Genomic DNA, 24,535 nt, shown 5'->3' with positions numbered 1-24,535 from the left:
ACTGGTGCGGGCGGTGGGACTCGAACCCACACGGCACTAAGGCCTTCGGATTTTAAGTCCGATATGTCTACCATTCCATCACGCCCGCATATCACCTGAGCGACAATTTCAAACCACTCTGATGACCTAGACAATCTCTTACAAGCAACCAAAACGATTGAAAAGATACTCAATGGATTGATCCATAAATTCGAATGTCGGTGCGATCAAAATTCAGAACCGGACGTTTCAAGGATACGCTTTACTTGACAGGGTTCGGGCAATTCGTTCACGTCTGCGCATAATCCGGTCAGGGAGCGAAGAATGAAGATAATCAGCAACCCATTTCGAAACGGATCCAAGCTTGCGGATCAGGCCCCCTACCCGTCAGTCGAAACCGTTCGACTGGGGCGGCACCGTTCGTTCTGCCCGGATTTTGAGCCAACGCCCTTGGTTGATGCATCAGCGATTGCACCGGTCGCAAGCCTCTGGGTCAAAGATGAACGGCCACGCATGGGTCTGGGATCGTTCAAGGCTCTGGGCGCTGCTTATGTTATTGCCTGTCAGGCGAACGAGGCTTCGGACAAACCAGGCAGCGACACCCTCAAAGGGCGTACATATGTCACGGCAAGCGCGGGCAATCACGGGATGAGTATGGCCGCCGGTGCTCGTGTCTTCGGGGCCGATGCGGTGGTTTACATTGCGGAAACCGTTCCCGAGAGCTTTGCCGAACGTCTGCGCGCGCAAAACGCACAGGTGGTTCGGGCCGGTGCGGACTACGCAGCAAGCATGGAGGCCGCCAACCTTGCCGCGCAAGAAAATGGATGGACCCTGCTCTCAGATAGTTCTTGGGACGGGTACACCGAACTCCCACATCTTTTGATGGAAGGGTATCTACAAATGGCTGTCGAAGCAGCCAAGCAATGCCCCGAAGCGCCCACCCATATTCTGCTGCAGGCCGGAGTCGGAGGCATGGCTGGCGCTGTTGCCGCCTATGCACGCGTGGTTTGGGGTGACGAACCACAGATCATTGTTGTGGAGCCGACGTCCGCCCCCGCGCTTCAGGCCAGCATCGAGGCCGGGCACTGCGTTTTTGCAGATGGGCCAGACAGCATCATGGGTCGGTTGGATTGCAAAGAACCGTCGCTTATTGCGTTGAATGGGCTTGCGCGGGATGCTGATGCATTTCTTACCATCAGCGACACTGACGTAGCAGCCCAGTTACCTGTCATGGCAGAGGCAGGGTTGGAAACCAGTGCCTCGGGAGGCGCTGGAATTGCCGCTGTCTTGGACGACGCCAGCCGCACCGGTTTGGAAATTGGCCCTGATGCCAAGGTTCTGTGCATGTTGACTGAGCAACCGGCATGATTGGGTTCGCTCCGGCAGAGTTCGAGGCTCGGGTTGCGCGCGCTCAAACGCGGATGCAGCAGTCGGGTCTTGCAGCCCTTTTGCTGACAACGGAGCCCGAACTACGATACTTCACCGGCTATCTCTCTCGGTTCTGGGAAAGCCCGACCCGACCCTGGTTTCTGATTGTACCTGCCACCGGTAAACCGGTTGCAGTAATTCCCTCCATTGGTGCCGCGCTCATGGCGCAGACTTGGATTGATGACATTCGCACCTGGAGTGCACCCGATTTAATAGATGACGGGGTATCTTTGCTGGCGGATACGCTGAGCGAATTGACGGCCGAGGGCGATGAAATCGGTTGCCCCGATGGGCATGAGACTCATCTGCGCATGCCTCTGGCCGATTTAAGACGCCTTCAATCAGCTATAGGTGCGCGCAAAATTGTCGGGGACCATGGCATCCTAAGGGGGCTGCGCATGGTGAAATCTGATGCCGAAGTCGCCAAGATCCGAGCAGCCTGCCAAGTCAGCGCGCGCGCGTTTGCACGGGTGCCGGAAATTGCCTCGGCCGGTACACCGCTCGATCAGATTTTTCGACATTTTCAGATGCTTTGCCTTGAGGAAGGCGCGGACTGGGTTCCCTATCTGGCCGGCGGTGCCGAGCAAGGCGGGTACACAGACGTGATCTCCCCTGCCAGTCAAACGCCACTTAGGTCGGGTGATGTTCTGATGCTGGATACAGGCCTCGTACGCGATGGATATTTCTGTGATTATGATCGCAACTGGTCGGTCGGTCCGGCAAGCGCGCCCGTTCGTGCGGCGCATTCGCGGCTGATCGAAGCATCGGACGCCGCCTTTGAACAAGCTCGTCCCGGTGCCACCGCGTCGCAATTGTTTCATGCCATGAATGCGATCCTGACTAACGGTGGTGTTGGTACGGATGCTGGTCGGCTGGGCCACGGGTTGGGGATGTCACTGACTGAATGGCCCTCGCTTATCCCTGATGACCATACAGAATTGGAGGCCGGGATGGTGTTAACTCTGGAGCCAGGCATCGCCTTGAACAACAAGATCCTCGTTCATGAAGAAAACATTCTAATCACCGAGGGCGCGCCTGAATTCCTAAGCCCGCGCATCGGACCGGAGATCCCTGAGCTATGAGCACCTTGCCCTATATCCTAGATGCGGATGATCCCTCAGCGGTGCCAATGGGCCTGATCGTGCTACAGACGGATGAGACAATCGAGCCTGAGTTTCGTACAATTTTCGCCAATGACAAAAGCCCACTCTATGTCAGCCGCATACCCAGTGGGAATGAGGTTAACACTGATACTCTAGCGCAGATGGAAACCGACCTGCCAGCAGCGGCCGATTTGCTGCCCAAGGCACGGCGATATCGGGTTGTGGGATATGGCTGTACGTCCGCCAGCTCAGTCATCGGGTCGGATCAGGTTGAGAAAATGGTCAAGCAGACCTGTGATGTTCAAACGGTAACGAATCCTTTGCGCGCCGCGACAGCTTGCGCCGAGGATCGAGGGGTATCGAAGTTTGCGCTGCTCTCCCCGTATATAGAAGAAGTGAACACCCCGCTGCGTCGCGCATTTGCGGATCAGGGAATCACGATGGATGTATTCGGCACTTTTGGCGAGGCAGAAGAAGCCAAGGTGGTGCGTATATCAACCGAATCTGTGGTTGAAGCCGCAATCCGTCTGGGCTCTGATTCAGCCGTCGATGCGGTGTTCTTGAGCTGTACGAACCTGCGAACCCTTGCTGCGATTCCCCGGATCGAAAAGGTGATCCGCAAACCGGTTCTTTCAAGCAATCAAAGCTTAGCCTGGCATATGAAGAAGCTGAACATGTCGCAAAACTAGGCAAAAGCGGCGTTATCAGTAATCCATTTGCTTTACGGGCTTGCGACCATTTGTTAGCCTCGGGTTTAATACACGAGAAGATCAATGAAATCCGGACCAACCGGATAGTCAATTGACGCAACAGGGGGTCTTGTGACCGACACAAATAGCGACGCTGCGTTTGTCGAATTTCAACGCGTGCAAAAGTCTTATGACGGCGAGAATCTCGTCGTTAAAGATCTCAACCTGGCACTGCCAAAGGGCGAATTCCTGACTATGCTCGGGCCGTCCGGTTCAGGCAAAACAACCTGCTTGATGATGCTTGCCGGATTCGAAACCGCCACACATGGCGAAATTCTTCTGGATGGGAAACCTATCAACAACATTCCGCCGCACAAACGCGGTATCGGGATGGTGTTCCAGAACTATGCTTTGTTTCCGCACATGACCGTAGCCGAGAACCTTTCGTTCCCACTTGAGGTTCGCAAGCTTGGAAAGTCTGAACGGGAAGAGAAAGTCAAACGGGCTCTGGATATGGTCCAGATGGGCGCCTTTGGCGGCCGCCGTCCAGCGCAGCTTTCTGGTGGTCAGCAACAGCGGATCGCCCTGGCCCGAGCACTGGTGTTCGAGCCCGAATTGGTTCTGATGGATGAACCGCTGGGTGCGCTCGACAAGCAACTGCGTGAGCATATGCAGTTCGAAATTACCCGTCTGGCGCATGAGTTGGGTATCACAACCGTTTACGTGACCCATGACCAGACCGAAGCCCTGACCATGTCCGACCGCGTGGCGGTATTCGACGATGGCCGCATTCAACAGCTGGCGCCACCGGATCAACTATACGAAGAACCTGAAAACAGCTTCGTTGCACAATTTATCGGTGAAAACAATACACTAGAAGGCGTTGTTAAATCGATAGACGGTGACACTTGTCTTGTGCAGTTGGATGACGGATCGGAAATCGATGCAGTTCCGATCAACGTGCATAATCCGGGTGAACGGACCAAGGTCTCGATTCGGCCCGAACGTGTGGAATTCAACAAAGACCGACTGCATGCGGACGCACATACGCTAAAGGCCACAGTCAAAGAGTTCATCTATATGGGTGACGTGTTCCGCTTCCGCATGTCGGTGGCCGGGAATGACGAGTTCATCGTCAAGACGCGCAACGCCCCCGATGCCGTTCGCCTACAGCCCGGTCAAGAGATCGATATCGGCTGGTTGGCCAAGGATTGTCGTGCGCTCGACGCATAGACCAAACCGCGCGGCACAAGCGCGGTTTTACCGAGGGACCGGCTGGCGAAAACCCGTGCGTCAGCTGACACTATGATAAACGGGAAGTACTGGGAGTAACACATGAAACCAACCAAAACACTGCTGACCGCAGCAGCGCTGGCGACAGCGGCTGGCGGGGTGTCTGCTGAAGAGATGACAATCGTTTCTTGGGGCGGAGCCTATTCCAAATCGCAGCTGAAGGCTTATCACGAGCCCTATTCGGAAAAAACCGGCGTCACCATCCTGAACGATGACAGTTCAGCCGAAGCGGTTGCCAAACTGCGCGCGATGAACGAAGCGGGTAACATCACCTGGGACGTGGTTGACGTTGTTGCTGCGGACGCGATCCGTCTATGCGACGAAGGTCTGGCGATGGAAATCGACCCTGACACCATGCTGGCCCCGGCACCCGATGGCACCTCGGCTGCGGACGACTTCGGCGACCTGCTTGTCAGCGACTGCTTTATTCCTCAGATCGTTTATTCGACCACATTCGGCTATCGTACCGATCTGGTAGGGGACAACCCGCCCAGCGATATCTGCGCTGTTTTCGATCTTGAAAACTACCCGGGCAAGCGTTCGCTAGAAAAGCGTCCGATCAACAACATGGAATGGGCCCTGCTCTGCGATGGCGTCGCCAAGGATGACGTCTATGACGTGCTCGCAACTCCGGAAGGTCAGGAGCAAGCGCTGGCCAAGCTGGGCACTATCAAGGACAACGTAGTCTGGTGGTCTGCCGGTGCGGATACACCGCAGTTGCTGGCTGATGGCGAAGTCGTCATGGGTTCAACCTATAACGGCCGCCTGTTCAGCGTGATCGAAGAGCAGAAGCAGCCCGTAGCGATGCTGTGGGACGCACAAGTGTTCGATCTGGACGGCTGGATCATTCCTGCTGGCCTAAGCGATGAGCGTAAGCAGCGCGCGCTGGACTACATCATGTTCGCGACCGACACTCAGCGTCTGGCTGATCAGGCCAAGTACATCTCGTACGGTCCGGCCCGTGCTTCGTCGGCACCGCTGGTGGGTCAGCACGCCGAACTGGGCATCGACATGGCACCGCACATGCCAACCGATCCGGAAAACGCGAAGAACACGTTCCTGTATAACTACGAGTTCTGGGCGGACTACCGCGACGACATCGACGCCAAATTCCAGGCGTGGTTGGCGCAATAAGCGGCTAATTTCCTGACACAGTCGGGGGCGGTGCGCCGCCCCCGGACCAAAGAAAACCCAAGGGGCACCGATGACTGACGCTAGCCAAAATGCCGGACCTATGCTGGCAGCGGACGGAACACCGCTCAAGCAATCGCTTGCACGTTCTTTGCGGCGGCAAAAGCTGCGCGCATTGATGCTGGTGGCCCCTTTGCTGCTGTTTGTTTTGTTCTCGTTCATCGTGCCGATTGCTTCGATGCTGTTCCGTTCGGTTGAAAATAGCATCGTGCAGGAAACGCTGCCTCTTACGGTTGAGGCACTGAAGAACTGGGATGAGACCAGCGGCGAACTGCCGGACGAGGCAGTATATGATGCGTTCGTCCGAGACATGGTCGTGGCCGTAGACAACAAGACACATACCCGATTGGGCTCGCGTTTGAACTACGAAGAGACAGGCATGTCTTCGATGTTCCGCCGCTCAGGCCGGAAGCTAGGCAAGATGGACCCCGAAACCGATGGCCCATTCAAGGACCAGGTGATCGAGATTCATGACGGTTGGGGCGAACCGCAGACCTGGGCGGTGATCAAGACGCACTCTCCTGCTGTCACCAACGGTTATTTCCTCAACGCGGTCGACATGCGCCGCACCCCTGAAGGGGCGCAGTCTCAACCCGAAGACAAGCAAATCCTGATCAAGCTGTTCGGCAGAACACTTTTCATGTCGCTGGTGATTACCGGAGCCTGTATCCTGCTGGCATACCCAGTTAGCTATTTGCTGGCGACACTTCCGATGCGGGTTTCGAACCTGCTGATGATCCTTGTCCTGCTCCCCTTTTGGACTTCGCTGCTGGTACGGACATCAGCCTGGAAGGTGATGCTGCAGCAACAAGGCGTGATCAACGAAACGTTGGTCTGGCTTGGGCTGGTGGCTGATGACGCGCGACTAGTGATCATCAACAACCAATTCGGCACGATAATTGCGATGACGCATATCCTGCTGCCTTTCATGATCCTGCCAATGTATTCGGTGATGCAGACCATTCCGCCCTATTATACCCGTGCTGCAAAATCCATGGGCGCAACCAACTGGACGACCTTCTGGCGCATCTATTTCCCGCAATCCATTCCGGGCATCGGCGCCGGCTCGATCCTCGTGTTCATTCTGGCGATTGGCTACTATATCACGCCCGAAATCGTCGGCGGCACCAAGGGTGTCTTCATCTCGAACCGGATCGCTTACCACATCTCGTCCTCGCTGAACTGGGGATTGGCAGCGGCACTGGGGACGATCCTTCTGGCGGTCGTTATGCTGCTCTACTGGTGCTACGACAAGATCGTCGGCATTGATAACGTGAAACTGGGATAATCGACATGGCCGCACTTACTCCGATATCCCGCAAACCACTTTCAATGGTCCTACCCAGCGTCGCGCTGGCTGGAGCCTTCGCCGGTATCTTTGTCGGCGCGGGCAATGGGTCGATACTGCTCGGCATAATAGGTGGCGCTGCTCTGATCGCAGCCGTGGCCTGGATCTACATCACGGTCCTCAAGAATGAGAAATTGGCCCGCTGGATTAACATTCTGGGCTTTGGCATTGTCGGTTTTCTGTTCTCTGGCGCGATGGGTGGCGTTCTTGGCCTGCTGGGCGGATGGTTCTTCGTCTGGTTTATCTATTGGCTGTACGAAGGCCGTTATCGTCAGAAATTGTTGCCGTACCTGACGCCGAAACAAGTGTTCTATCACTACCTGTTCCGGGTGATCTGCGGTGCGATTTTCGTCTTCCTGATCACCCCGATTCTCGTGGTGCTGCCGCTGTCGTTCAACGCGCAGGACTTCTTTACCTTCACGCCGGAAATGTTGCGTCTAGACCCCGAAGGGTATTCGCTGAAGCATTATCGCGACTTCTTTACCAACAATGAATGGCAGCGCAGCTTCAAGAACTCGCTGATCATCGCCCCGATTGCGACAATCATCTCGGTTTCGTTGGGTACGCTGGCAGCCATCGGCCTCAGCCAGAGCCATGTTCCCGGCCGGCGCGCCATCATGGGCATTCTAATCTCACCCATGATCGTGCCACTGATCATCTCTGCCACCGGCATGTTCTTTTTTTACAGCGATATCGGTCGCTTCATGGAGGGCACACTGGGCATGAACAAGAACTTCGTTGGCTATGTGAAAGTCATCCTTGCCCACGCCGTTCTGGGAATTCCATTCGTGATTATCACCGTGACCGCGACGCTGGTAGGTTTCGACCGTTCACTGACACGGGCGGCGGCGAATATGGGCGCGGGTCCAGTGCGGACGTTCTTCAAGATCCAGATGCCCTTGATCCTGCCGGGCGTGATCTCGGGCGGTTTGTTTGCCTTCATTACTTCGTTTGACGAAGTGGTTGTTGTGCTATTTGTCGGCTCGGCCAGCCAGAAGACCCTGCCCTGGCAGATGTTCACCGGCCTGCGTGAACAGATCAGTCCGACCATTCTGGCTGTGGCGACAATCCTTGTTGTGATTTCGATCGCGCTGTTGACCACAGTTGAATTGCTGCGCCGCCGGTCCGAGCGTCTGCGGGGGCTTTCCCCGTCTTGACGCAGGCCCGCGCGTAATCTAACGATTCACCCGTTCATCCCAGCCGCGATGGCGTCGCGGACACACTGGGATGATCGGCTCTCGGACCCCGAGACCGCCTGTCCTGAACGCCGGGACAAGTGGCCGGGTTTGCCGCCCGGCAAAGATGAGAGACCTTGTGATGACAGACACAACAAAACGCCCCGAATTCTTCACTTGCCACAATGGCGACAAAGCCCCCCTTCCGTTCAGCAAGGGCGAATACGACCGCCGCCTTGGCAAACTGCGCGCCATCATGGCCAAGCATGACATCCCTGCAGTCCTGCTGACATCGATGCAGAACATCGCCTATTATTCTGGCTTTCTGTACTGTTCCTTTGGTCGCCCTTACGGCTGCGTGGTGACACAAGATGCCTGCACCACCGTTTCGGCCAATATTGACGCGGGCCAGCCGTGGCGGCGCTCGGTCGAAGACAATGTCATCTATACCGACTGGAAGCGTGACAATTACTGGCGCGCCGTGGCCAGCCTGATCGGCGGGGCCAAGCGAATTGGTATCGAAGGCGACCACATGACTTTGGCGGCGCGCAACACGGCGCTGGACATGCTGGGTCAGCCGGAACTGATCGACATCGCGCCTGACACGATGTTTGCCCGCATGGTGAAATCCGCAGAAGAGATCGAGTTGATCAAAGGCGGCGCGCGTACCGCTGACGTCGGCGGGGCTGCCATCCATGCGGCCATCCGCGAAGGCGCGACCGAGATCGAGATCGCCATGGCCGGTCGCGACGCGATGGAAGAGGAAATCGCCCGCGCCTACCCGGACGCCGAGTATCGCGATACTTGGGTTTGGTTCCAGTCCGGACTCAACACCGACGGTGCCCACAACCCAGTGACCAAACGCGCGCTGCAAAAGGGCGATATCCTGTCGCTGAACGCCTTCCCAATGATCTCGGGCTACTACACCGCGCTGGAGCGCACCTTGTTCCTTGGTGAACCCGATGCAGACAGCCTGCGCCTGTGGAAAGCCAATGTAGCCGCGCATGAGCTGGGCCTAAGCCTGATCAAACCCGGCGCGACATGCTCGGGCATCACCGCTGAGATCAACCGTTTCTTCGCAGATGAGGGCCTGCTGCAGTACCGCTCGTTCGGTTACGGCCATTCCTTCGGCATCCTCAGCCATTACTACGGGCGCGAGGCCGGTCTGGAACTGCGCGAAGATATCGACACGGTGCTGGAGCCCGGCATGGTTGTCTCAATCGAGCCGATGCTTTGGATTTCCGAAGGTCAGCCCGGCGCAGGCGGATATCGTGAACACGATATCCTCGTGGTCGGTGAGGACGGGGCCGAAAACATCACCGGTTTCCCCTACGGCCCCGGCCACAACATCATCGGCGCGTAAGTAAACAAGTGGGGCGCAATAGCAGCCCATTACCTTAAATAGCGCAGACAAACGACAAAAAGGCTCGGAGCGCATTGTTCGCTCCGAGCCGAACTTAAACAATGCTGCAATTTTCACTAACGCAGGTTCGATTTGACATGCAACAATTTTGTTGCATTATGCGGCATGAGCGTTCAATTCGACCCGCAGCTAAGCATTCTTTTCAGCGCCCTCGGTGACACAACGCGCTTGTTGATCCTTGATGAGTTGAGAAAACGAGAGCACCAGACGCTTTTTGAGCTCTGCGCAAGACTGTTCGAAGAGCATTCAGTCACAATATCCAGACAAGGCATCACAAGACATCTGAACACTTTGGAGCAGGCTGGTCTCATCGCCACGACCTGGCGAGGGCGCACCAAGATTCACACGCTTGTATCAGCGCCAATTTCGGATGCAATCAACCCCTGGGTGGAACTATATTCTCAAGGAGACACTAGATGAAAATGTATATGAAAAGCATCGCTGTTGATGATCAGTCCAAGGCTCTCGATTTCTACACCAACAAACTTGGGTTTGTTGTGAAGCATGATATTCCCCTCGGAGAATATCGTTGGCTGACATTGGTCTCCGACGACGATTCAGATGGGGTGGAGTTGGGCCTTGAACCGAATGCACATCCTGCTACGCGCGCCTATCAAGAAGCACTTATGGCTGACGGCATTCCCGTTTCAGCGTTCAGCGTTGACGATATCGATGCAGAAGTTGCCAAACTGGAATCTAAAGGTGTCGTGTTCACACAACCTCCTGTGAAGGCTGGCGGTGCGATCATGGCTGTATTTGATGACACCTGCGGAAACCTTATCCAATTGGTTGAACTACATGTTTGAACGGCAAGCATAAGATATCCACCAATCCATGAACTGGGCATTTGTTGAGCCCGTATCATCGGTGGCAAAGCACAGCGCTGCAGACATTCAACATAGTTAGCTCCCGAAGAAGCCTTCGGGAGCTTCTGTTCGAAGCGGCTTTATTAAGAGCAAGGCGTTTCGCCCGAACATGCACCACGAAATGCATAGGACGAAGTGACAAGCCGTATCTTCTATCGCTGTGCGCGTTCGTGAAAGATGAAACCAAGAAAATTCAGCAACAACTGCGCCGCCAGAATCTGGGTGCTTTCGGTGGGATCATAGGCAGGCGCGACTTCGACCAAATCGATGCCAACAACATTTCCGCGCTTGGCCAGTCCCTGCAGAATCTCCAGCACGTCATAATATAGAAATCCGCCGTGGCTGGGCGTGCCGGTGCCTGAGGCTATCGAAGGGCAAAACGCATCGATATCGATCGTCACATAATACCGCGCCCCTTCTGGAATGCGTGCTAACACTGACTCGGTTCCTAGTTTACGTACCTGCCTTACCGACAAGATGTCCGAACCACGTGCGCGGGCGTCCTCGTACCCTTCCTTCGCGGTGGAGGATACATTGCGAATACCAAGCTGCGTCATGCCCGAAACATAGTCTTTCTCAATCGCGCGCCGCATCGGGTTACCGTGTCCGGCGGTAACGCCGTGACGTTCATCCACGAAATCCAAGTGGGCATCGATCTGAACCACATGTATTGGCCCATTCTGTTCACAATCCTGGGCAAAGGCGTTGACGCATGGGATGTTGATCGAATGATCGCCGCCGATGGTCACGGGCAAAGCCTTCGCCTGCAGGATTTTGCCTACGCCATAAGCGATATTTGCATGGCTCTCTTCGGTCTTGGTGTGGATGATATCTGCGTCCCCAAGATCAACCATTCGCACCGAGCTATCCAAATAGGTCGCGTCATCCTCGTGGTCATAAGCACCGGCATGACCAAAACTGAATAGGGTCGAGGCCTCGCGCACGGCCCGCGGACCAAACCGCGCGCCGGGGCGCCACTGGGTCCCGAAGTCGAACGGCGCCCCCAATATCGCAACATCTGCATCGATAGCATTCCAATCCGCGACGTATGGTGATTTTGCGAAGGTAGAAATACCAACAAACGGTAGATTCAATCTGCCAGATTCATAGCCATGATCCTGCATGGGGTGTTTTCCTTTTTGTATTTCCCGGCAACAGTTATCGAAAAAAATCCGATCCCCAGAGCTTTGTCGAGCATCATGTGCAGAGAAACGCACGATGTCGAGCCAACGAAACCTGCAAACATCCAAATTGCGTTTCGGGGGCTCAAATTAATAAGTCGCTACGAATGTCAGGTCGCGGCACGTAAGAAAAAATTGGCTTCATAGTACCAACAACCGAACTCTTGAGCGCGGGATGTTACGAACGCCTCACGCGGGTGTTTCGTGTATGTGATGAGATTTGCAGGCAGACTAGGCGCGAACGAAACCGGAGGATGCCATGTCGATCACTCGCCGAGGATTTGCGGGACTTCTTAGCGCTGGGATGGTCTTGCCCACAACGCTGTGGGCACAGGAAGACCCTGTATATGAGGCCGTGCGCTCAACCGTGTTTGGAGATAGTGCTGAATTCGAAGCCGGTATGGAGTTTCTGACCGAGAGAGATAACCCCGATGTTGTCCCTGCGCTTTTGACTTCGATGCGGTTCAGCGGGCGTCGCGTACGCGACATCGCCAAAGTCATGGAAGCTTTGACCGGGGAGAACCACGGCACGGATTGGTTCGAATGGATGCTATGGCAGGAACGGAACGCACAGATTGTACCCCATCCGTCACTCGCACCCTTCAAGCGCGAAGTTCTGTTGGGAATTGATCAGAATTTTGACCTGTTTCTGCGACCTGAGTATCTGAAACGAGACAAAATGAAGATCCGACTGGAAGAGATATCCTGGGGCGGCGTGGTCAAGGATGGCATCCCGTCACTGGATAATCCGAAACTGATTTCAGCAGTGCAGGCAGATTATCTGAAAGACGATGATTTGGTCTTTGGCGTTTCGATCAACGGAGACGAGCGCGCTTATCCTCTGCGGATCATGGGCTGGCATGAGATGTTCAATGATGTAATCGGCGGCGTTCCGGTTGCGCTCGCTTACTGCACACTTTGCGGTTCCGGAATCTTGTTTGAAACGCAGGGCGCAGGGCGACGGAAACCCTTTATCTTTGGTTCATCCGGTTTCCTTTATCGTTCAAACAAGTTGATGTTCGATCGTGAAACGCATTCGCTCTGGAACCAGTATACCGGCAAACCTGTTGTAGGTCCGCTGACAGAAAGTGGGATCGAGCTTAGGCAGCGCCCGGTGGTGATTACACGTTGGGATAGCTGGAAAGCCTCACATCCCAATACCCGGGTTCTGTCGCTGAACACTGGTTATCGACGCAACTATGGATCCGGTGTCGTGTATCGTGACTATTTTGCCTCGCCTGATCTGATGTTCCCTGCGCTGGTCGATCAATCCAAGCATCGACAAAAAGACTATGTGTTTGCCGTTCGCCAATTTGGCGCAGCGCGGGCCTGGCCTCTGGATGCGTTTAAGGGCAAACCGGTCATCAATGATGTAATCGGCGGGCGGAACCTGATGCTGATGGGCGATCCAGACAAACGCAGCGTGCGCGCGTACGAACGTGGTCCGCATCAGTTCCGTGCAACACCGAACGGCGGGCTGCTCGACGAAGCAGGGACCAAATGGACTGTCACCGAAGAGGCGCTGGTCTCCCCGAATGGTACGCAATTGCCGCGGGTGGCCGGGCATATTTCCTACTGGTTTGCCTGGGATAACTATCTGGGTGATGCAGCCAGCGTTTATGACGGCTGATCAAGAGTGTTCTTCAGCCGCTGTCGCGGCCAGTGCGCGGTTATACGCCTTGAGTGCGTCGACGTGATAGAGCGCTCCGACGGGATCCTCACACCCCTCTTCGTCGACTATGACAACCGGGATACAGGGGATGTCGTCGCGATCAAAATAGGGCATGGCAGCCTCGAGCGTGGCGCTGGCCTTGACGCAAAGCCCTTGTTCGATCAGCGCCTGCGCTTCTTCTTTCGTTATTGAGCGGATTCCACCAAGCGGTCGCATCACCGTGCCCGCCCGCAGCATGGCCAGCAAATAGGCCTGAGGCCCGGCGGCCAGATGCACATTGCGACGTTCCAGCTGTGTCAGGAAGAACGACCGGTCCACCAGACGCGAGGCCAGCGCTGTGGACATCGAGACCGAAACCATCACGGCGAGGCCGATCTGCCAATCTCCGGTCAATTCAAAGACGATAAGCGTTGTCGAGATCGGAGCACCCAAAACCGCTGCAGCAACGGCACCCATCCCGGCAAAAGCATAGAGCGTATGAGTTCCTGATACGTCGGGTAGCAGGCCGGTGGCGATCAGACCAAAAGCCAACCCGGTCAGCGCCCCAATCATCAGTGAAGGGGAAAAGACTCCACCCCCCATGCGCCCGCCCATGGTGATGGCAACTGCAACTGTTTTCACAACTGCCAGCACGATTGCCGCAGTTAATACTATGTCACCTGTCAGGGCGCGTATTGTCGTTTCATAACCCACGCCGATGATATGTGGGAACCAGATCGCCAATAGACCCAGCATCGCACCAGACACTGCCGGGCGCAGCCAGCCTGGTAGCGATAATCGATTTTGGATGTGTGTGCCGATATCTTCAGCAAAAAAAATCGAGCGCATCAGCAGCAACGATACCAACCCACAGATCAGTCCGAGGATCAGAAAGGCAGGCAATTCGACATAAAACTGCAGCGAACCGGGCGTGTCCAACGTAAACTCGGTCACGTCGCCATATGCCAGACGGTTGATCACTGTACCTGCGACCGATGCGATAACGATAGGGGCAAAGGCATGCACGGCGAAATGGCGCAGCACAACTTCAAGCGCGAACAGCGCTCCTGCAATTGGGGCATTAAAGCTGGCTGAGACAGCGGCAGCCACAGCACAGCCTAAAAGATCACGCCCGGTGATCCCATCTGCGCGAATGCGGTCGCTAACCCAGGTCGAAATAACCCCTGCCATATGCACGACCGGCCCCTCTCGGCCCGTCGAGCCACCCGAGCTTAGCGTGATCAACGAGGCAATGAACGATGCGATACCGGCCTTTTTCTCGACGCGCCCATCAGTTATGGCCGATCCCTCAATCACATCCGCGACCGAACGTACCCGTCCATCATCTGTAAATCGGTTTAATAGAACCCCGACAACCAATCCGCCTATGACGGGTGTGATGAATATCCAGAACCAGTGCAGTTTCTCAGCATGGCTATGAAGGAAAAGAATGTTGTCAGTGCTATAGAGATAGGCTTGCAGCGACGCGATGGACATGCGGAACCCCAGCGCCATGAAACCAGCAGCGATCCCGATGATCAGCGCGATAAACCAGAATTGTATCTGGCTGGGACCACGATGGAGCATCACGCGCCAAGCATCTTTCAGGGCCGACAGTGCCTGATTGAATTGATTACGCAGCACAGTGCGGGTGGACTGGGTCATTGGCCCTCATGGGGATCGCGTAAGAATGGTCGCTGACCTTTAGTAAGCGACGTGGAGCGCAGAGAAAAGTCGGTTCACGGTGGTTTGTTTACAGGCGTTGCGCGTTAAGCCTCAAGCAGGGCACGAGCTGCAGCGCGCGCCTCATCCGTAATTGTGTCACCCGCGACCATGCGCGCAATCTCATCAATGCGATCAGGATCGGACAATGGGGTCACGGTTGACAGGGTCTGATCCCCTGCCACCTGCTTCTGCACCCGCCAATGATGTGCCGCTCGGGCAGCGACCTGCGGCGAATGCGTCACCACCAGCACCTGCCCGCCATGGGCCAGCGACGCCAGACGCCGCCCGACCGCATCAGCGGTGGCTCCGCCAACGCCCCGGTCGATCTCATCAAAGATCATTGTGCGGGCACTATCCTCGCCGGTCAGGCAAACCTTGAGTGCCAGCAGAAAGCGGCTGAGTTCCCCGCCCGAAGCGATCTTATTAAGTGGCCCTGAGGGCGCGCCGGGATTCGTGGCGACGGTAAAGGCTACTGCATCGATGCCGTCGGGACCGGGATCGCCGGGCGCAATCTCGGTCTGGAAAACCGCGCGTTCCATTTTCAACGGCGCAAGTTCCCCCATGACCGCTTTGTCGAGCGCTCTGGCTGCAGATTGCCTTAAAGAACTAAGAGCTTCAGCTGCCTTGTCATAAGTCGCCTGTGCAGCGGCAACGGCAGCGCGCTTATCGCTGATATCTGCATCGCTGGCGTCTAACCGGTTTAGACGGTCGCGCAGCGTATCAGCGAAGGGACCCAATTCGTCTGGTGCCACATCGTGTTTTCGGGCCAATGCGCGGATCGCAAAGAGACGCTCTTCGATCTGCTCCAGCTCCGAGGGGTTAAACTCAAGCACTTGCAGGCAGGAATTCACACCATCCTGCGCCTCACCCAATTCGATTAGGGCACGGCCAAGCGCAGCGATGGGTTCTTCTAACTGCCCCTCCGCATGGTCCGAGACACCTTCCAGCCAGCGCACTGCGTCGGCCATGGCGCCTTCGGCCCCATCTCCGCCCATCAACGCAAAAGCGCGGGCTACGTCATCGCGGATGCGCTCGGCCCCCTGCATCATACGGCGGCGAGCGTCGAGGTCGGCATCTTCACCCGGCTGCGGATCTAGCTTGTCCAACTCAGCCACGGAATGACGCAAGAACTCTTCCTCCGCGCGCATGGAGGTCAGCGAAGCTTCGGTCTGAGCCAACACTTTTCGAGCAGTGGACATTTGACCCCAGGCGGAGCGAACAGCGGCTAGTTTGTCCTCTGCCTCTGCATACGCATCCAGCATTGCGCGATGGCCACGCGGATTCAGCAAGCCCCGGTCATCATGTTGGCCATGCAACTCGATCAGGGTTTCTGACAAAGCCCGCAACACCTCACCCGAGCAACGACGATCGTTGACCCAAGCAGTCTTACGTCCCTCAGCGGTATTGACCCGACGCAGGATCAAATCCTCGCCCCCAGGCAAACCGGCGTCTGCCAACACGGCATGGGCAGGATGGCCTTCAGGTAACTCGAACTCAGCGACAACCTCGCCTTGTTCAGCGCCTTGACGGACCAGTTCAGCCCGCCCGCGCCAACCCAATACAAAACCCAAAGAGTCTAGGAGGATCGACTTGCCTGCCCCGGTTTCACCGGTCAAAGCGTTCAAGCCCGGCTGGAACGTCAGCTCCAACCGGTCGATGATCAGCATGTCGCGGATATCAAGGGCGCGCAGCATCGGGTCTTAGCGTCCCACGCCTTTAGCCATCGCGTTTACAACCACTCACCTTTGATGGTCTGGCGATAGATCGTGCTGAGCCAGTTATTGCCTCGGCTCTTCAGATCCAGCCCGCGTGAGGTCAACAGTGTGTAACCTGCATCGTACCATTCAGAGGATTGATAGTTGTAACCCAGAATTGCACCGGCGGATTGCGCTTCATCTATCAGACCCAGTGCCAAGTAGGCCTCGATCAGACGATACAGCGCCTCAGCAGTGTGCGAGGTGGTTTGGAAGTCTTCCACCACAACACGGAATCGGTTGATGGCCGCAGTAAAGTGGTCCTGACGCAGGTAATAGCGCCCGATCTCCATTTCTTTTCCGGCCAAATGGTCAAAGGCCAAATCAAACTTGAGAACGGCAGAAGTGGCATATTCGCTATCAGGGTAGACTTCGATCACCGTACGCAAGGCCTGCAGCGCCTGAAAGGTCAGGCCCTGATCGCGACCAACTTCGTCGATCTGATCATAGTAGCTGAGCGCCAGAAGATATTGCGCATACGCCGCATCTTCGTCGGTTGGATAAAAATCGATGTATCTCTGCGCAGCGGCGCGGCTTTCTTCGTAGTTTTGATCCGAATGAAAGGAAAACGCCTGCATGATCAGCGCTCGCTTGGCCCAGTCGGAATAGGGATAAAGCCGCTCGACCTCAGAGAAATACCACGCCGCGTCGTCAGAACGGTTCTGAGACAGCTCATATTCACCACGGGTATAAATCTGTTCTGGTGTGAAACTTTCGAGGTTCTGGTTGCGGTCAGCGCCCTTTTTTCTGAAAAGGCCTCCGTCCCCGCACGCCGTCAAAGATGCTGCCAGAAGAATCGCCGCTGCGAATCTGACTGCCGCTTTGCTGCCAACCATTCCGCCCATCCTTGTCGTTAACTTAGCGGGATTTATCCCTGATCGGACCTCGGTCTAGCACATAAAATTCCAGTGCAAAACGCCTTATCCACCCTATTGACGCAAATGTCGCCAGAGTTGACCGGGTCACGCGACTTGTGGAATTTCACTCCGCACCAGACCCTGACCCGGCAAGCGCGCGGCTTGTTCAGGCGTGCATAGGATCGGGCGCACCGCACCAGGTGTCTCGAACAGCTTGCGCAGCAGCGTGTTGGTCATGGAATGGCCCGACTTTTCACCGGTAAAGCGACCCAGGATCGGACCGCCTGCCAGATAAAGATCACCCAAGGCATCTAGCATCTTGTGACGCACGGCCTCATCAGCGTGGCGGAAACCACCCGGTGTCAGAACTTCGTCACCTTGCACAACGACCGCGTTTTCCAGCGTTCCACCCAACGCCAGACCATTCTCGCGCATCGCCTCAACATCCGTACGGCGGCAGAATGTGCGGCTGTCGCACAATTCTCTCGCAAAGGATCCATTGCGCATATCGAGAACTTTGGTCTGACTGCCAATAGCGTGATCTTCAAAATCAATGTGGAATTCGATCTCAAGCCCTTCGGCAGGAACGATCGACGCGCTTGCGCCCTCGCGCGAAACGGTGATCGGTTTGAGAACTTCGTAGGCCAGCACAGGGCTCGCCTGACGACGCACACCTTTAGCCATGATACCGCGAACGAACTCGACCGACGAGCCATCCATGATCGGAACCTCGGGACCGTCAATCTCGATCAGAGCGTTATGTATGCCGCACCCGGCGAGTGCCGCCATGATATGCTCAACCGTCGAAACCGAAACATCCGCTTCGTTTACGAGACGGGTGCAAAGCGGCGTGCGTTCGACAACATCGTAGATTGCGGGAATCATCGCATTGCCCAGCTCGATATCAATCCGTTTGAACCAGATTCCATGACCTGCTGCCGCAGGCTTCAGAACCATCGTCGCAGGCTTGCCGCTATGCAGCCCAGTGCCCGTAAACGTGACTGAAGATTTGAGCGTATGTTGCAATGTGAGCCTCGGTGAATTGTGTCCAGCCTGCCGGGGGCTGTGTTGCACCCTCAACTAAGGAAGGGGGCGTCAAGGCTCAACTCACTCTTTGCAACCGAATGAAACATGATTGTGACACATCGGCAAATCCCTGCTTACATGGGTTTAATGCCTTGTGTTTCAATAGGAAAGGGCCGCACGTTTGCGACCCTTTCAAACGATTTTGTTACCGCGATCAGTTCGCTTGACGCCGCAAGAAGGCCGGAATTTCGATGCGCTCCTGGTCTGGATCAACCTCATCCTGCGCAGGTGCCGTTGCGTCAACCGACCGCATTGCAGGCTGTTGGCGCACCGGTTGCGCAGGCGTATCGGCCGCATGACCAGTCATACGATCGATCAGTCGGTTAAATCCAAAACGCGGACGATCCTCGGCTGCCTGCTGCGGCTGTGGGGCAGGTTCACGAGGGGCTTCAGCCGTTGGACGTAGCCGGTTATGCGGTACCTTCTGTACGGCTGCCTGCAATCGCTGCATCGCTTCTGGCGACGGAGTGCCGGGGGTCGGAGCGCGCTGATCGACATAAGCCTCGGGGGTTTCTTCCACTTCTGGCTGCGGCTCGAATTGTGCCACTTGTGGCTGATAGGCAGGCGGAGGCAGCCCGTCATCATCCTGTTCAGCCGCGGGTTGTTCGTCTTGCCAGCCCTCGTTGAACTCAACATCTTCGATGGATTCAAACAGCGTCGGAGCAATGTTGTCCTCTTCTGCTGCCGAGGCGCCGGCAACCGGCTCCTGCGGCTGCTCTTCTGCTGAAACCGTGCGGGTCAGCGGAGCCGACATTGAGCGGCGTGCGACTGGCACGTCATCGGTTTTTTCGCTGGCATCGATACCCGTCGCAACAACAGACACGCGCATGCCACCTTCCATCTCGGTATCGAGGGTCGAACCGACGATGATGTTGGCCTCAGGATCCACTTCCTCGCGGATGCGGTTGGCGGCCTCGTCCAATTCGAACAGGGTCAGGTCGTGCGAACCAGTGATGTTGATCAGAACGCCCTTCGCGCCCTTGAGGCTGATTTCGTCCAGCAGCGGGTTGGCAATGGCCTTCTCGGCGGCCTGAATGGCGCGATCTTCGCCAGTCGCTTCGCCGGTGCCCATCATCGCCTTGCCCATCTCATCCATCACAGCGCGGACGTCGGCAAAGTCGAGGTTGATCAGACCCGGACGCACCATCAGGTCGGTCACGCCCTTGACGCCCTGATACAGAACGTCATCCGCCATCGAGAACGCTTCAGTGAACGTGGTCTTTTCATTGGCCAGACGGAACAGGTTCTGGTTCGGGATGATGATCAGTGTGTCGACAACTTGCTGCAATGCGTCAACGCCGTCTTCGGCCTGACGCATCCGCTTGGCCCCTTCAAACTGGAAGGGTTTGGTTACAACACCAACGGTCAGAACACCGAGTTCCCGCGCAGCCTGTGCGATGATCGGGGCCGCCCCGGTACCAGTCCCGCCGCCCATACCTGCAGTGATAAAGCACATATGTGCCCCTGCCAGGTGGTCAACGATCTGTTCGATGCTTTCTTCGGCAGCCGCGGCTCCTACGGTCGGGCGTGCCCCCGCACCTAGCCCTTCTGTGACTTTGACGCCTAGTTGCACCCGCGCTGATGAGCGGCTTTGCTGCAACGCCTGCGCGTCTGTATTGGCGACGACAAATTCGACGCCGTCCAACTGCTTTTCAATCATATTGTCGACAGCATTGCCCCCAGCGCCGCCAACGCCAAATACGGTAATCCGAGGCTTGAGTTCGTCGTGCCCGGGCATCGAAAGATTTAATGTCATGCTCTGTCCGCCTGTTTTATATGTTGCCGCAAAATGCGGTTTATTCTGACCTATCCACAATTGATTTTACTGTGTCATTTCGGAAACGTCACCAGAAAAATCGCCAGATTCCACAAAATATGGAGGAAATAAGGCAACAAACTGCCGCATTTCGCTGCAACCGCGATATGTTGCGGCGAATGGTTCATGTACCACTACGTACGGAAAACCACACCCGCCCTACGGGGGTGCGAAACTCGTTGATCACTCAATATGGTCGCGGAAAACTGCTCAACGTCCTGCCGCTAGGCCTCTTTCGGGCCTTGTGGATATCTTGCGGGATTCTGGCACGGGCTGCAACCGATTTCTTTAGCCTACTGGAGTACTTGGGCAGTTTAGACTGTCGTCTGTAACACTTCGGACTTCTTGCGTTTCGCTCCCTACAAAACGCGCGAGACGCACCAACAGCCGGTCATCATGAAGGAAGGGCCACCAGCAAACTGGTACGCCATCGGGCGCATCATCATAGAGAAAGCAAATCTGGCCGTTTGGCGTGGTGATCTGACCATAAACGCATCCCCGCCCCTCCATCCGCCAGACAGAGAGAGTCGGGCTCAGGAACTCTTCGGTTCCGACCAGCATACCGCTGCGGATTTCGTGAAAGGTGATCGTTTTACCAACAACAGCGTTCAGAAACGCCTCAGGCGTGATCAGTGTCTGGGTCTCTGCGACGGTGGGTAAGAACGCCGCGCAGAGCGCCACCCGGCGCAGTTGTTTACCAATTGTCACGGAACCAGCGCACAGCACGTTTGAACGGGCGCGCAGCGTAGGTGTCAACCGGGATTTCAAAGTCCCACCATTCGTCCTGTGGATGCGCAGCAAACAGGCTAAGCCCAACCGCCGAGGAAAAGCCCGGCCCCGTCGCCGATTGCGGCAAACCATGGACGCGCAGCGGGCGACCCAAGCGAACACGCTGGCCCAGAATACGACTGGCCAAACCGTCGAGTCCCATGATCTGGCTGCCACCGCCAGTCAGAACGATTTGCTGGCTGGGCAGGTGATCAAATCCTGCTGCATCCAAGCGGGTGCGGACTTCTTCGAGGATTTCTTCGACGCGTGGTCGCATAATGCCGATTAATTCGGCACGGCTGACGGTGCGACGGTCATGCTCCCAATCACCGGTATCGCCGCCAATATCGATCAGGTCACGATCATCAGCCCCGGTGGCATGGACGCCGCCGTTAAAGGTCTTGATCCGTTCGGCCACTGCTGCGGGCACTCCAAGGCCCATGGAGATATCGCTGGTCACGTGATCGCCGCCCATGCGCACGCAATCGGCATAGATCATATGTTTTTTCATGAAGATTGAGATGCTGGTCGTACCGCCGCCCATGTCGATACAGGCTGCACCCAGCTCTTGTTCGTCCTCGACCAATGCGGAAATGCCCGAAACGTAGGCTGAGTTAGCGATCCCCGCCAGTTCCAGATCGCAGCGCTTGATACAGCGGACGATGTTCTGGATCGCAACCGCATCGACGGTCAGCATGTGCATATCCACTGCAAGGCTTTGACCTAACTGTCCACGCGGGTCGATCAGACCCGAACGGTTGTCCAGTGCGAAATTCACCGGCTGGGCATGCAACACTTCGCGTCCTTCGCCATAATCCGGCACATCACAGGCGTTCAGCACGCGCCCCACTTCGGCCTCGGTGACCAGCTGGCCTTCCAGATCGACCTGTGCGTCCAGACCGTATGAGCGCGGATTGGCCCCTGAGAAGGACGCGATGACGTGATCAACACGGATATCGGCCATTTTCTGCGCTGCCTGCAGGGCGGTGCGGATGGCGCGCTCGGTCTCCTGCATCGCGGTAACTTCGCCGAACTGAACCCCGCGTGAGCGAGTGGTCGCGGCACCAATCACCCGAAACCCGGTCTGACCCGCCATGGAGCCAATCGAATTGTCCTCGGACAACCGCCCCGTCCCGTCGAAGCGCAGGACGAGGCAGGCGATTTTGGAGCTGCCCACATCCAAAATGGCGACAACACCGCGTTGCATTGCCTGCCGGCGCATCTGCCGCATGGCCCGTTGGGACTGATAAAGATCGGTCATCATGGTCGTTACTGCCCGTTACTCACATCTACTTTTGTGTTCCACCAGTCTTCGCTGGCTGTTTTGTTCATTCGGATGGTTGGTCGCTGGCCAAGGCGCATATCAACCGCAGCCACGTCGCGTTCCAAAAGGTCCTGTACCTCGTTTACGGCCAGTACGCGTTCCAGTGCACGCGCGGGTCGCTCGGTTGGCAACATGATGCGCTGGTTGCGATCCAGCACCAGATCCCAGCGGCGTTCACCAACACGCACGAGCCCCCGGACCCGCTCGCCCAAACTGCGGGCGGTTGTCAGAATCTGCAGCGCTTCGGGCACATGCTTGTCCGCGCCTTTCCCGGCAATCAAAGGCAAGTTTGCGTGATCAGCACGCGCCGCAATCATATCCACGTGGGCACCGGTTTCATCCAGTAGCTCAATCCCGTCACGGGTTCTCCAGACGATGACCGGCTGACGTTCAACTACATCCACCTGTAAGATACCGCCGGGGCGAATGCGCACGGTTGCCGATTTCACCGGATCAAGCCCAGTGATGGTGTCGCGGATCATCTCGACATCCAGGTCCCAGGAACTGAGCGGGAAATCGAGAGGCACAACCTCGCGGATATCTTCCGATAGCGCGGTCCCCGCGCCGTCGATGGCCATCAGGTTGACCATGAATTCCGGACGTTCCTGAATCGAGGTCTTGATGCCGGTGACATAGGCGCTGACGGCCTCGCGGCGTTCTTCAGCGGCAAAGAAGCCTCCGACCAATCCGACGACCGCCAGAACCGGTAGACCAATCTTCACCCCGCGCCGGATGCCGGGGGTGAGCATCCAGCGCTGAAAACGGTAGCTGAGGCGTGAAGGCGCAGGATCAGACAAGCGTCCGCGACCAAAGAATCGGGTGCCTCGCAAGCGCAGTTTAGGTTCAACTTCGGATTCCGACTTTGGAGCAGCACCAAAATCCGCATCTGGCCCCGCCAGCGGTTTGGTCCGGTGGATCACTGGCGTGCGGATAGCGGTCAGCGGTCGCATGAGGCGTCCTCCACCATCCAGGCGCAAAGCTCGCCGAATGTCATGCCCAGCTGCGCGGCTTGTTCGGGCACCAGCGAGGTTGGCGTCATGCCGGGCTGCGTATTTGTCTCCAGCAGGAACAGGCCATCCGCACCCATGCTGTCATCCCAGCGGTAATCGGTACGGGATACGCCGCGACAACCCAGTGCATTATGGGCTTTCAGCGCGTAGTCCATGCAGCGGTCAAAGATATCCTGCGGGATGTCGGCGGGCAGCACGTGCCACGAGCCGCCGGGTTTGTACTTGGCATCGTAGTCGTACCAGCCACCATCGGTCATGATTTCGGTTACCGTCAAGGCGCGGTCGCCCATCACCGTCACGGTCAGTTCACGGCCTGCGACGTATTTCTCAACCATCACCTGATCGGGCATCGCCGCGTCCAGTTGCGGCGGGCCGTTGGCATTTTCGTGCACGATATAAATGCCGACGCTAGAACCTTCGTTGTTGGGCTTGGCCACATAGGGTGGTTCCATCACGTGGACTTCGACCACTTCGACCTTGGGCACGATCACGCTGGGCACGACAGGCAGACCCTCGGCCTGATAAACCTCTTTACTGCGCTGTTTGTCCATCGCCAAAGCCGAGGCCAACACGCCGGAATGCGTGTAGGGAATGCGCATCCATTCCAGTAGACCCTGCACACAGCCATCCTCGCCCCAGCGGCCATGCAGGGCGTTGAAAACTACATCTGGCTTGATCTCCAGAAGACGCGCGTAGAGGTCGGGACCCGCGTCCAGTTCGACCACTTCAAAGCCTTCTCCCACAAGGGCGGCCGCGCATTCGCGCCCAGAGCTGAGAGACACCTCGCGTTCCGCCGAGGGGCCGCCCATCAATACCGCCACTTTGGGGTTTGTCCTGCTCGACATACCCAATGTGCGCCTCAATGTCC

At 56.6% G+C, this 24,535-nt stretch carries 21 protein-coding genes and 1 tRNA gene; 11 read left to right on the top strand and 11 right to left on the bottom strand.

The features are described 5' to 3' along the window. Positions 1–2: 2 nt before the first annotated feature. Positions 3–88, bottom strand: a tRNA-Leu gene (locus ACR0IU_RS20020). 215 nt (positions 89–303) lie between these two features. Between ACR0IU_RS20020 and ACR0IU_RS20015 the strand changes: the two genes are divergently transcribed. The 10 genes from ACR0IU_RS20015 to ACR0IU_RS19970 all read left to right on the top strand — a co-directional run bounded on the left by ACR0IU_RS20015 (position 304) and on the right by ACR0IU_RS19970 (position 10,435). Continuing rightward, positions 304–1,347, top strand: a complete 1,044-nt coding sequence (locus ACR0IU_RS20015; protein ID WP_480717471.1) for a pyridoxal-phosphate dependent enzyme — start codon at positions 304–306, stop codon at positions 1,345–1,347. Then, complete coding sequence (locus tag ACR0IU_RS20010) at positions 1,344–2,489, top strand: M24 family metallopeptidase (protein ID WP_480717470.1); 1,146 nt, start codon at positions 1,344–1,346, stop codon at positions 2,487–2,489. Before ACR0IU_RS20015 ends, ACR0IU_RS20010 begins: the two co-directional genes overlap by 4 nt. After that, positions 2,486–3,199 carry an aspartate racemase/maleate isomerase family protein gene (locus ACR0IU_RS20005; RefSeq protein ID WP_170476910.1) on the top strand — a complete coding sequence of 238 codons (714 nt, stop codon included), beginning with the start codon at positions 2,486–2,488 and terminating at the stop codon, positions 3,197–3,199. The genes ACR0IU_RS20010 and ACR0IU_RS20005 overlap by 4 nt, the downstream gene beginning before the upstream one ends. Before the next feature lie 132 nt (positions 3,200–3,331). Next, on the top strand, positions 3,332–4,432 hold the full coding sequence (locus ACR0IU_RS20000; protein WP_010442565.1) for an ABC transporter ATP-binding protein: 1,101 nt from the start codon (positions 3,332–3,334) through the stop codon (positions 4,430–4,432). 102 nt (positions 4,433–4,534) lie between these two features. Next, positions 4,535–5,626: an extracellular solute-binding protein gene (locus tag ACR0IU_RS19995; protein WP_170476914.1), complete on the top strand. Its 1,092-nt coding sequence runs from the start codon at positions 4,535–4,537 to the stop codon at positions 5,624–5,626. 70 nt (positions 5,627–5,696) lie between these two features. Next, positions 5,697–6,971: an ABC transporter permease gene (locus ACR0IU_RS19990; protein WP_170781857.1), complete on the top strand. Its 1,275-nt coding sequence runs from the start codon at positions 5,697–5,699 to the stop codon at positions 6,969–6,971. A 5-nt stretch (positions 6,972–6,976) separates the two neighbouring features. Further along, positions 6,977–8,188 (top strand): ABC transporter permease, encoded by a 1,212-nt coding sequence (locus ACR0IU_RS19985; RefSeq protein WP_480717469.1) that lies wholly within the window; start codon positions 6,977–6,979, stop codon positions 8,186–8,188. Positions 8,189–8,348: 160 nt separating this feature from the next. Beyond that, positions 8,349–9,569 (top strand): aminopeptidase P family protein, encoded by a 1,221-nt coding sequence (locus ACR0IU_RS19980; protein WP_480717468.1) that lies wholly within the window; start codon positions 8,349–8,351, stop codon positions 9,567–9,569. Positions 9,570–9,734: 165 nt separating this feature from the next. Then, positions 9,735–10,049: an ArsR/SmtB family transcription factor gene (locus ACR0IU_RS19975; RefSeq protein WP_170543638.1), complete on the top strand. Its 315-nt coding sequence runs from the start codon at positions 9,735–9,737 to the stop codon at positions 10,047–10,049. After that, positions 10,046–10,435 carry a VOC family protein gene (locus ACR0IU_RS19970; RefSeq protein WP_480717467.1) on the top strand — a complete coding sequence of 130 codons (390 nt, stop codon included), beginning with the start codon at positions 10,046–10,048 and terminating at the stop codon, positions 10,433–10,435. Before ACR0IU_RS19975 ends, ACR0IU_RS19970 begins: the two co-directional genes overlap by 4 nt. A 212-nt stretch (positions 10,436–10,647) precedes the next feature. On the opposite strand, the gene speB is transcribed toward ACR0IU_RS19970, so the two are convergent. Next, entirely contained in the window at positions 10,648–11,619 is a 972-nt protein-coding gene (gene speB / locus ACR0IU_RS19965) for an agmatinase (protein ID WP_480717466.1), read from the bottom strand. A 316-nt stretch (positions 11,620–11,935) separates the two neighbouring features. Here speB and ACR0IU_RS19960 point away from each other — a divergent pair, with 316 nt between their 5' ends. Beyond that, complete coding sequence (locus tag ACR0IU_RS19960; protein ID WP_480717465.1) at positions 11,936–13,306, top strand: DUF3179 domain-containing protein; 1,371 nt, start codon at positions 11,936–11,938, stop codon at positions 13,304–13,306. Here ACR0IU_RS19960 and ACR0IU_RS19955 read toward each other — a convergent pair whose 3' ends face one another. From ACR0IU_RS19955 to ACR0IU_RS19915, 9 genes are all read right to left on the bottom strand, one after another. Continuing rightward, positions 13,307–14,992 (bottom strand): chloride channel protein, encoded by a 1,686-nt coding sequence (locus ACR0IU_RS19955; RefSeq protein ID WP_480717464.1) that lies wholly within the window; start codon positions 14,990–14,992, stop codon positions 13,307–13,309. A gap of 104 nt (positions 14,993–15,096) precedes the next feature. After that, positions 15,097–16,746, bottom strand: coding sequence for a DNA repair protein RecN (recN, locus tag ACR0IU_RS19950; RefSeq protein ID WP_480717463.1), 1,650 nt, complete (start codon positions 16,744–16,746; stop codon positions 15,097–15,099). A 35-nt stretch (positions 16,747–16,781) separates the two neighbouring features. Further along, complete coding sequence (locus ACR0IU_RS19945; RefSeq protein WP_480717462.1) at positions 16,782–17,642, bottom strand: outer membrane protein assembly factor BamD; 861 nt, start codon at positions 17,640–17,642, stop codon at positions 16,782–16,784. Between the two features lie 126 nt (positions 17,643–17,768). Continuing rightward, complete coding sequence (lpxC, locus tag ACR0IU_RS19940) at positions 17,769–18,689, bottom strand: UDP-3-O-acyl-N-acetylglucosamine deacetylase (protein ID WP_480717461.1); 921 nt, start codon at positions 18,687–18,689, stop codon at positions 17,769–17,771. Between the two features lie 214 nt (positions 18,690–18,903). Continuing rightward, entirely contained in the window at positions 18,904–20,505 is a 1,602-nt protein-coding gene (ftsZ, locus tag ACR0IU_RS19935) for a cell division protein FtsZ (RefSeq protein ID WP_170476936.1), read from the bottom strand. Between the two features lie 348 nt (positions 20,506–20,853). Beyond that, positions 20,854–21,273: a hypothetical protein gene (locus ACR0IU_RS19930; RefSeq protein ID WP_480717460.1), complete on the bottom strand. Its 420-nt coding sequence runs from the start codon at positions 21,271–21,273 to the stop codon at positions 20,854–20,856. After that, positions 21,260–22,594 (bottom strand): cell division protein FtsA, encoded by a 1,335-nt coding sequence (gene ftsA / locus ACR0IU_RS19925; protein WP_010442579.1) that lies wholly within the window; start codon positions 22,592–22,594, stop codon positions 21,260–21,262. The genes ACR0IU_RS19930 and ftsA overlap by 14 nt, the downstream gene beginning before the upstream one ends. An 8-nt stretch (positions 22,595–22,602) precedes the next feature. After that, positions 22,603–23,607, bottom strand: coding sequence for a cell division protein FtsQ/DivIB (locus ACR0IU_RS19920; protein WP_480717459.1), 1,005 nt, complete (start codon positions 23,605–23,607; stop codon positions 22,603–22,605). After that, positions 23,595–24,518, bottom strand: a complete 924-nt coding sequence (locus tag ACR0IU_RS19915) for a D-alanine--D-alanine ligase (RefSeq protein WP_480717458.1) — start codon at positions 24,516–24,518, stop codon at positions 23,595–23,597. Before ACR0IU_RS19915 ends, ACR0IU_RS19920 begins: the two co-directional genes overlap by 13 nt. Positions 24,519–24,535 lie beyond the last annotated feature (17 nt).

The sequence above is a fragment of the Ruegeria sp. CL5 genome, assembly GCF_056536485.1.
This window is presented reverse-complemented; position numbering and strand designations above follow the sequence as displayed.

Excerpts from the sequence above, each read along its gene's own strand:
- ACR0IU_RS19990 (WP_170781857.1), top strand. The coding sequence starts at position 5,697 with ATGACTGACGCTAGCCAAAATGCCGGACCTATGCTGGCAGCGGACGGA.
- ACR0IU_RS19980 (WP_480717468.1), top strand. The coding sequence starts at position 8,349 with ATGACAGACACAACAAAACGCCCCGAATTCTTCACTTGCCACAATGGC.
- ACR0IU_RS19985 (WP_480717469.1), top strand. The coding sequence starts at position 6,977 with ATGGCCGCACTTACTCCGATATCCCGCAAACCACTTTCAATGGTCCTA.
- ACR0IU_RS19960 (WP_480717465.1), top strand. The coding sequence starts at position 11,936 with ATGTCGATCACTCGCCGAGGATTTGCGGGACTTCTTAGCGCTGGGATG.
- ACR0IU_RS19955 (WP_480717464.1), bottom strand. The coding sequence starts at position 14,992 with ATGACCCAGTCCACCCGCACTGTGCTGCGTAATCAATTCAATCAGGCA.
- speB (WP_480717466.1), bottom strand. The coding sequence starts at position 11,619 with ATGCAGGATCATGGCTATGAATCTGGCAGATTGAATCTACCGTTTGTT.
- ACR0IU_RS19970 (WP_480717467.1), top strand. The coding sequence starts at position 10,046 with ATGAAAATGTATATGAAAAGCATCGCTGTTGATGATCAGTCCAAGGCT.
- ACR0IU_RS19995 (WP_170476914.1), top strand. The coding sequence starts at position 4,535 with ATGAAACCAACCAAAACACTGCTGACCGCAGCAGCGCTGGCGACAGCG.
- ACR0IU_RS20010 (WP_480717470.1), top strand. The coding sequence starts at position 1,344 with ATGATTGGGTTCGCTCCGGCAGAGTTCGAGGCTCGGGTTGCGCGCGCT.
- recN (WP_480717463.1), bottom strand. The coding sequence starts at position 16,746 with ATGCTGCGCGCCCTTGATATCCGCGACATGCTGATCATCGACCGGTTG.
- ACR0IU_RS20005 (WP_170476910.1), top strand. The coding sequence starts at position 2,486 with ATGAGCACCTTGCCCTATATCCTAGATGCGGATGATCCCTCAGCGGTG.
- ftsA (WP_010442579.1), bottom strand. The coding sequence starts at position 22,594 with ATGACCGATCTTTATCAGTCCCAACGGGCCATGCGGCAGATGCGCCGG.
- ACR0IU_RS19920 (WP_480717459.1), bottom strand. The coding sequence starts at position 23,607 with ATGCGACCGCTGACCGCTATCCGCACGCCAGTGATCCACCGGACCAAA.
- ACR0IU_RS19975 (WP_170543638.1), top strand. The coding sequence starts at position 9,735 with ATGAGCGTTCAATTCGACCCGCAGCTAAGCATTCTTTTCAGCGCCCTC.
- ACR0IU_RS20015 (WP_480717471.1), top strand. The coding sequence starts at position 304 with ATGAAGATAATCAGCAACCCATTTCGAAACGGATCCAAGCTTGCGGAT.
- ACR0IU_RS19945 (WP_480717462.1), bottom strand. The coding sequence starts at position 17,642 with ATGGTTGGCAGCAAAGCGGCAGTCAGATTCGCAGCGGCGATTCTTCTG.
- ftsZ (WP_170476936.1), bottom strand. The coding sequence starts at position 20,505 with ATGACATTAAATCTTTCGATGCCCGGGCACGACGAACTCAAGCCTCGG.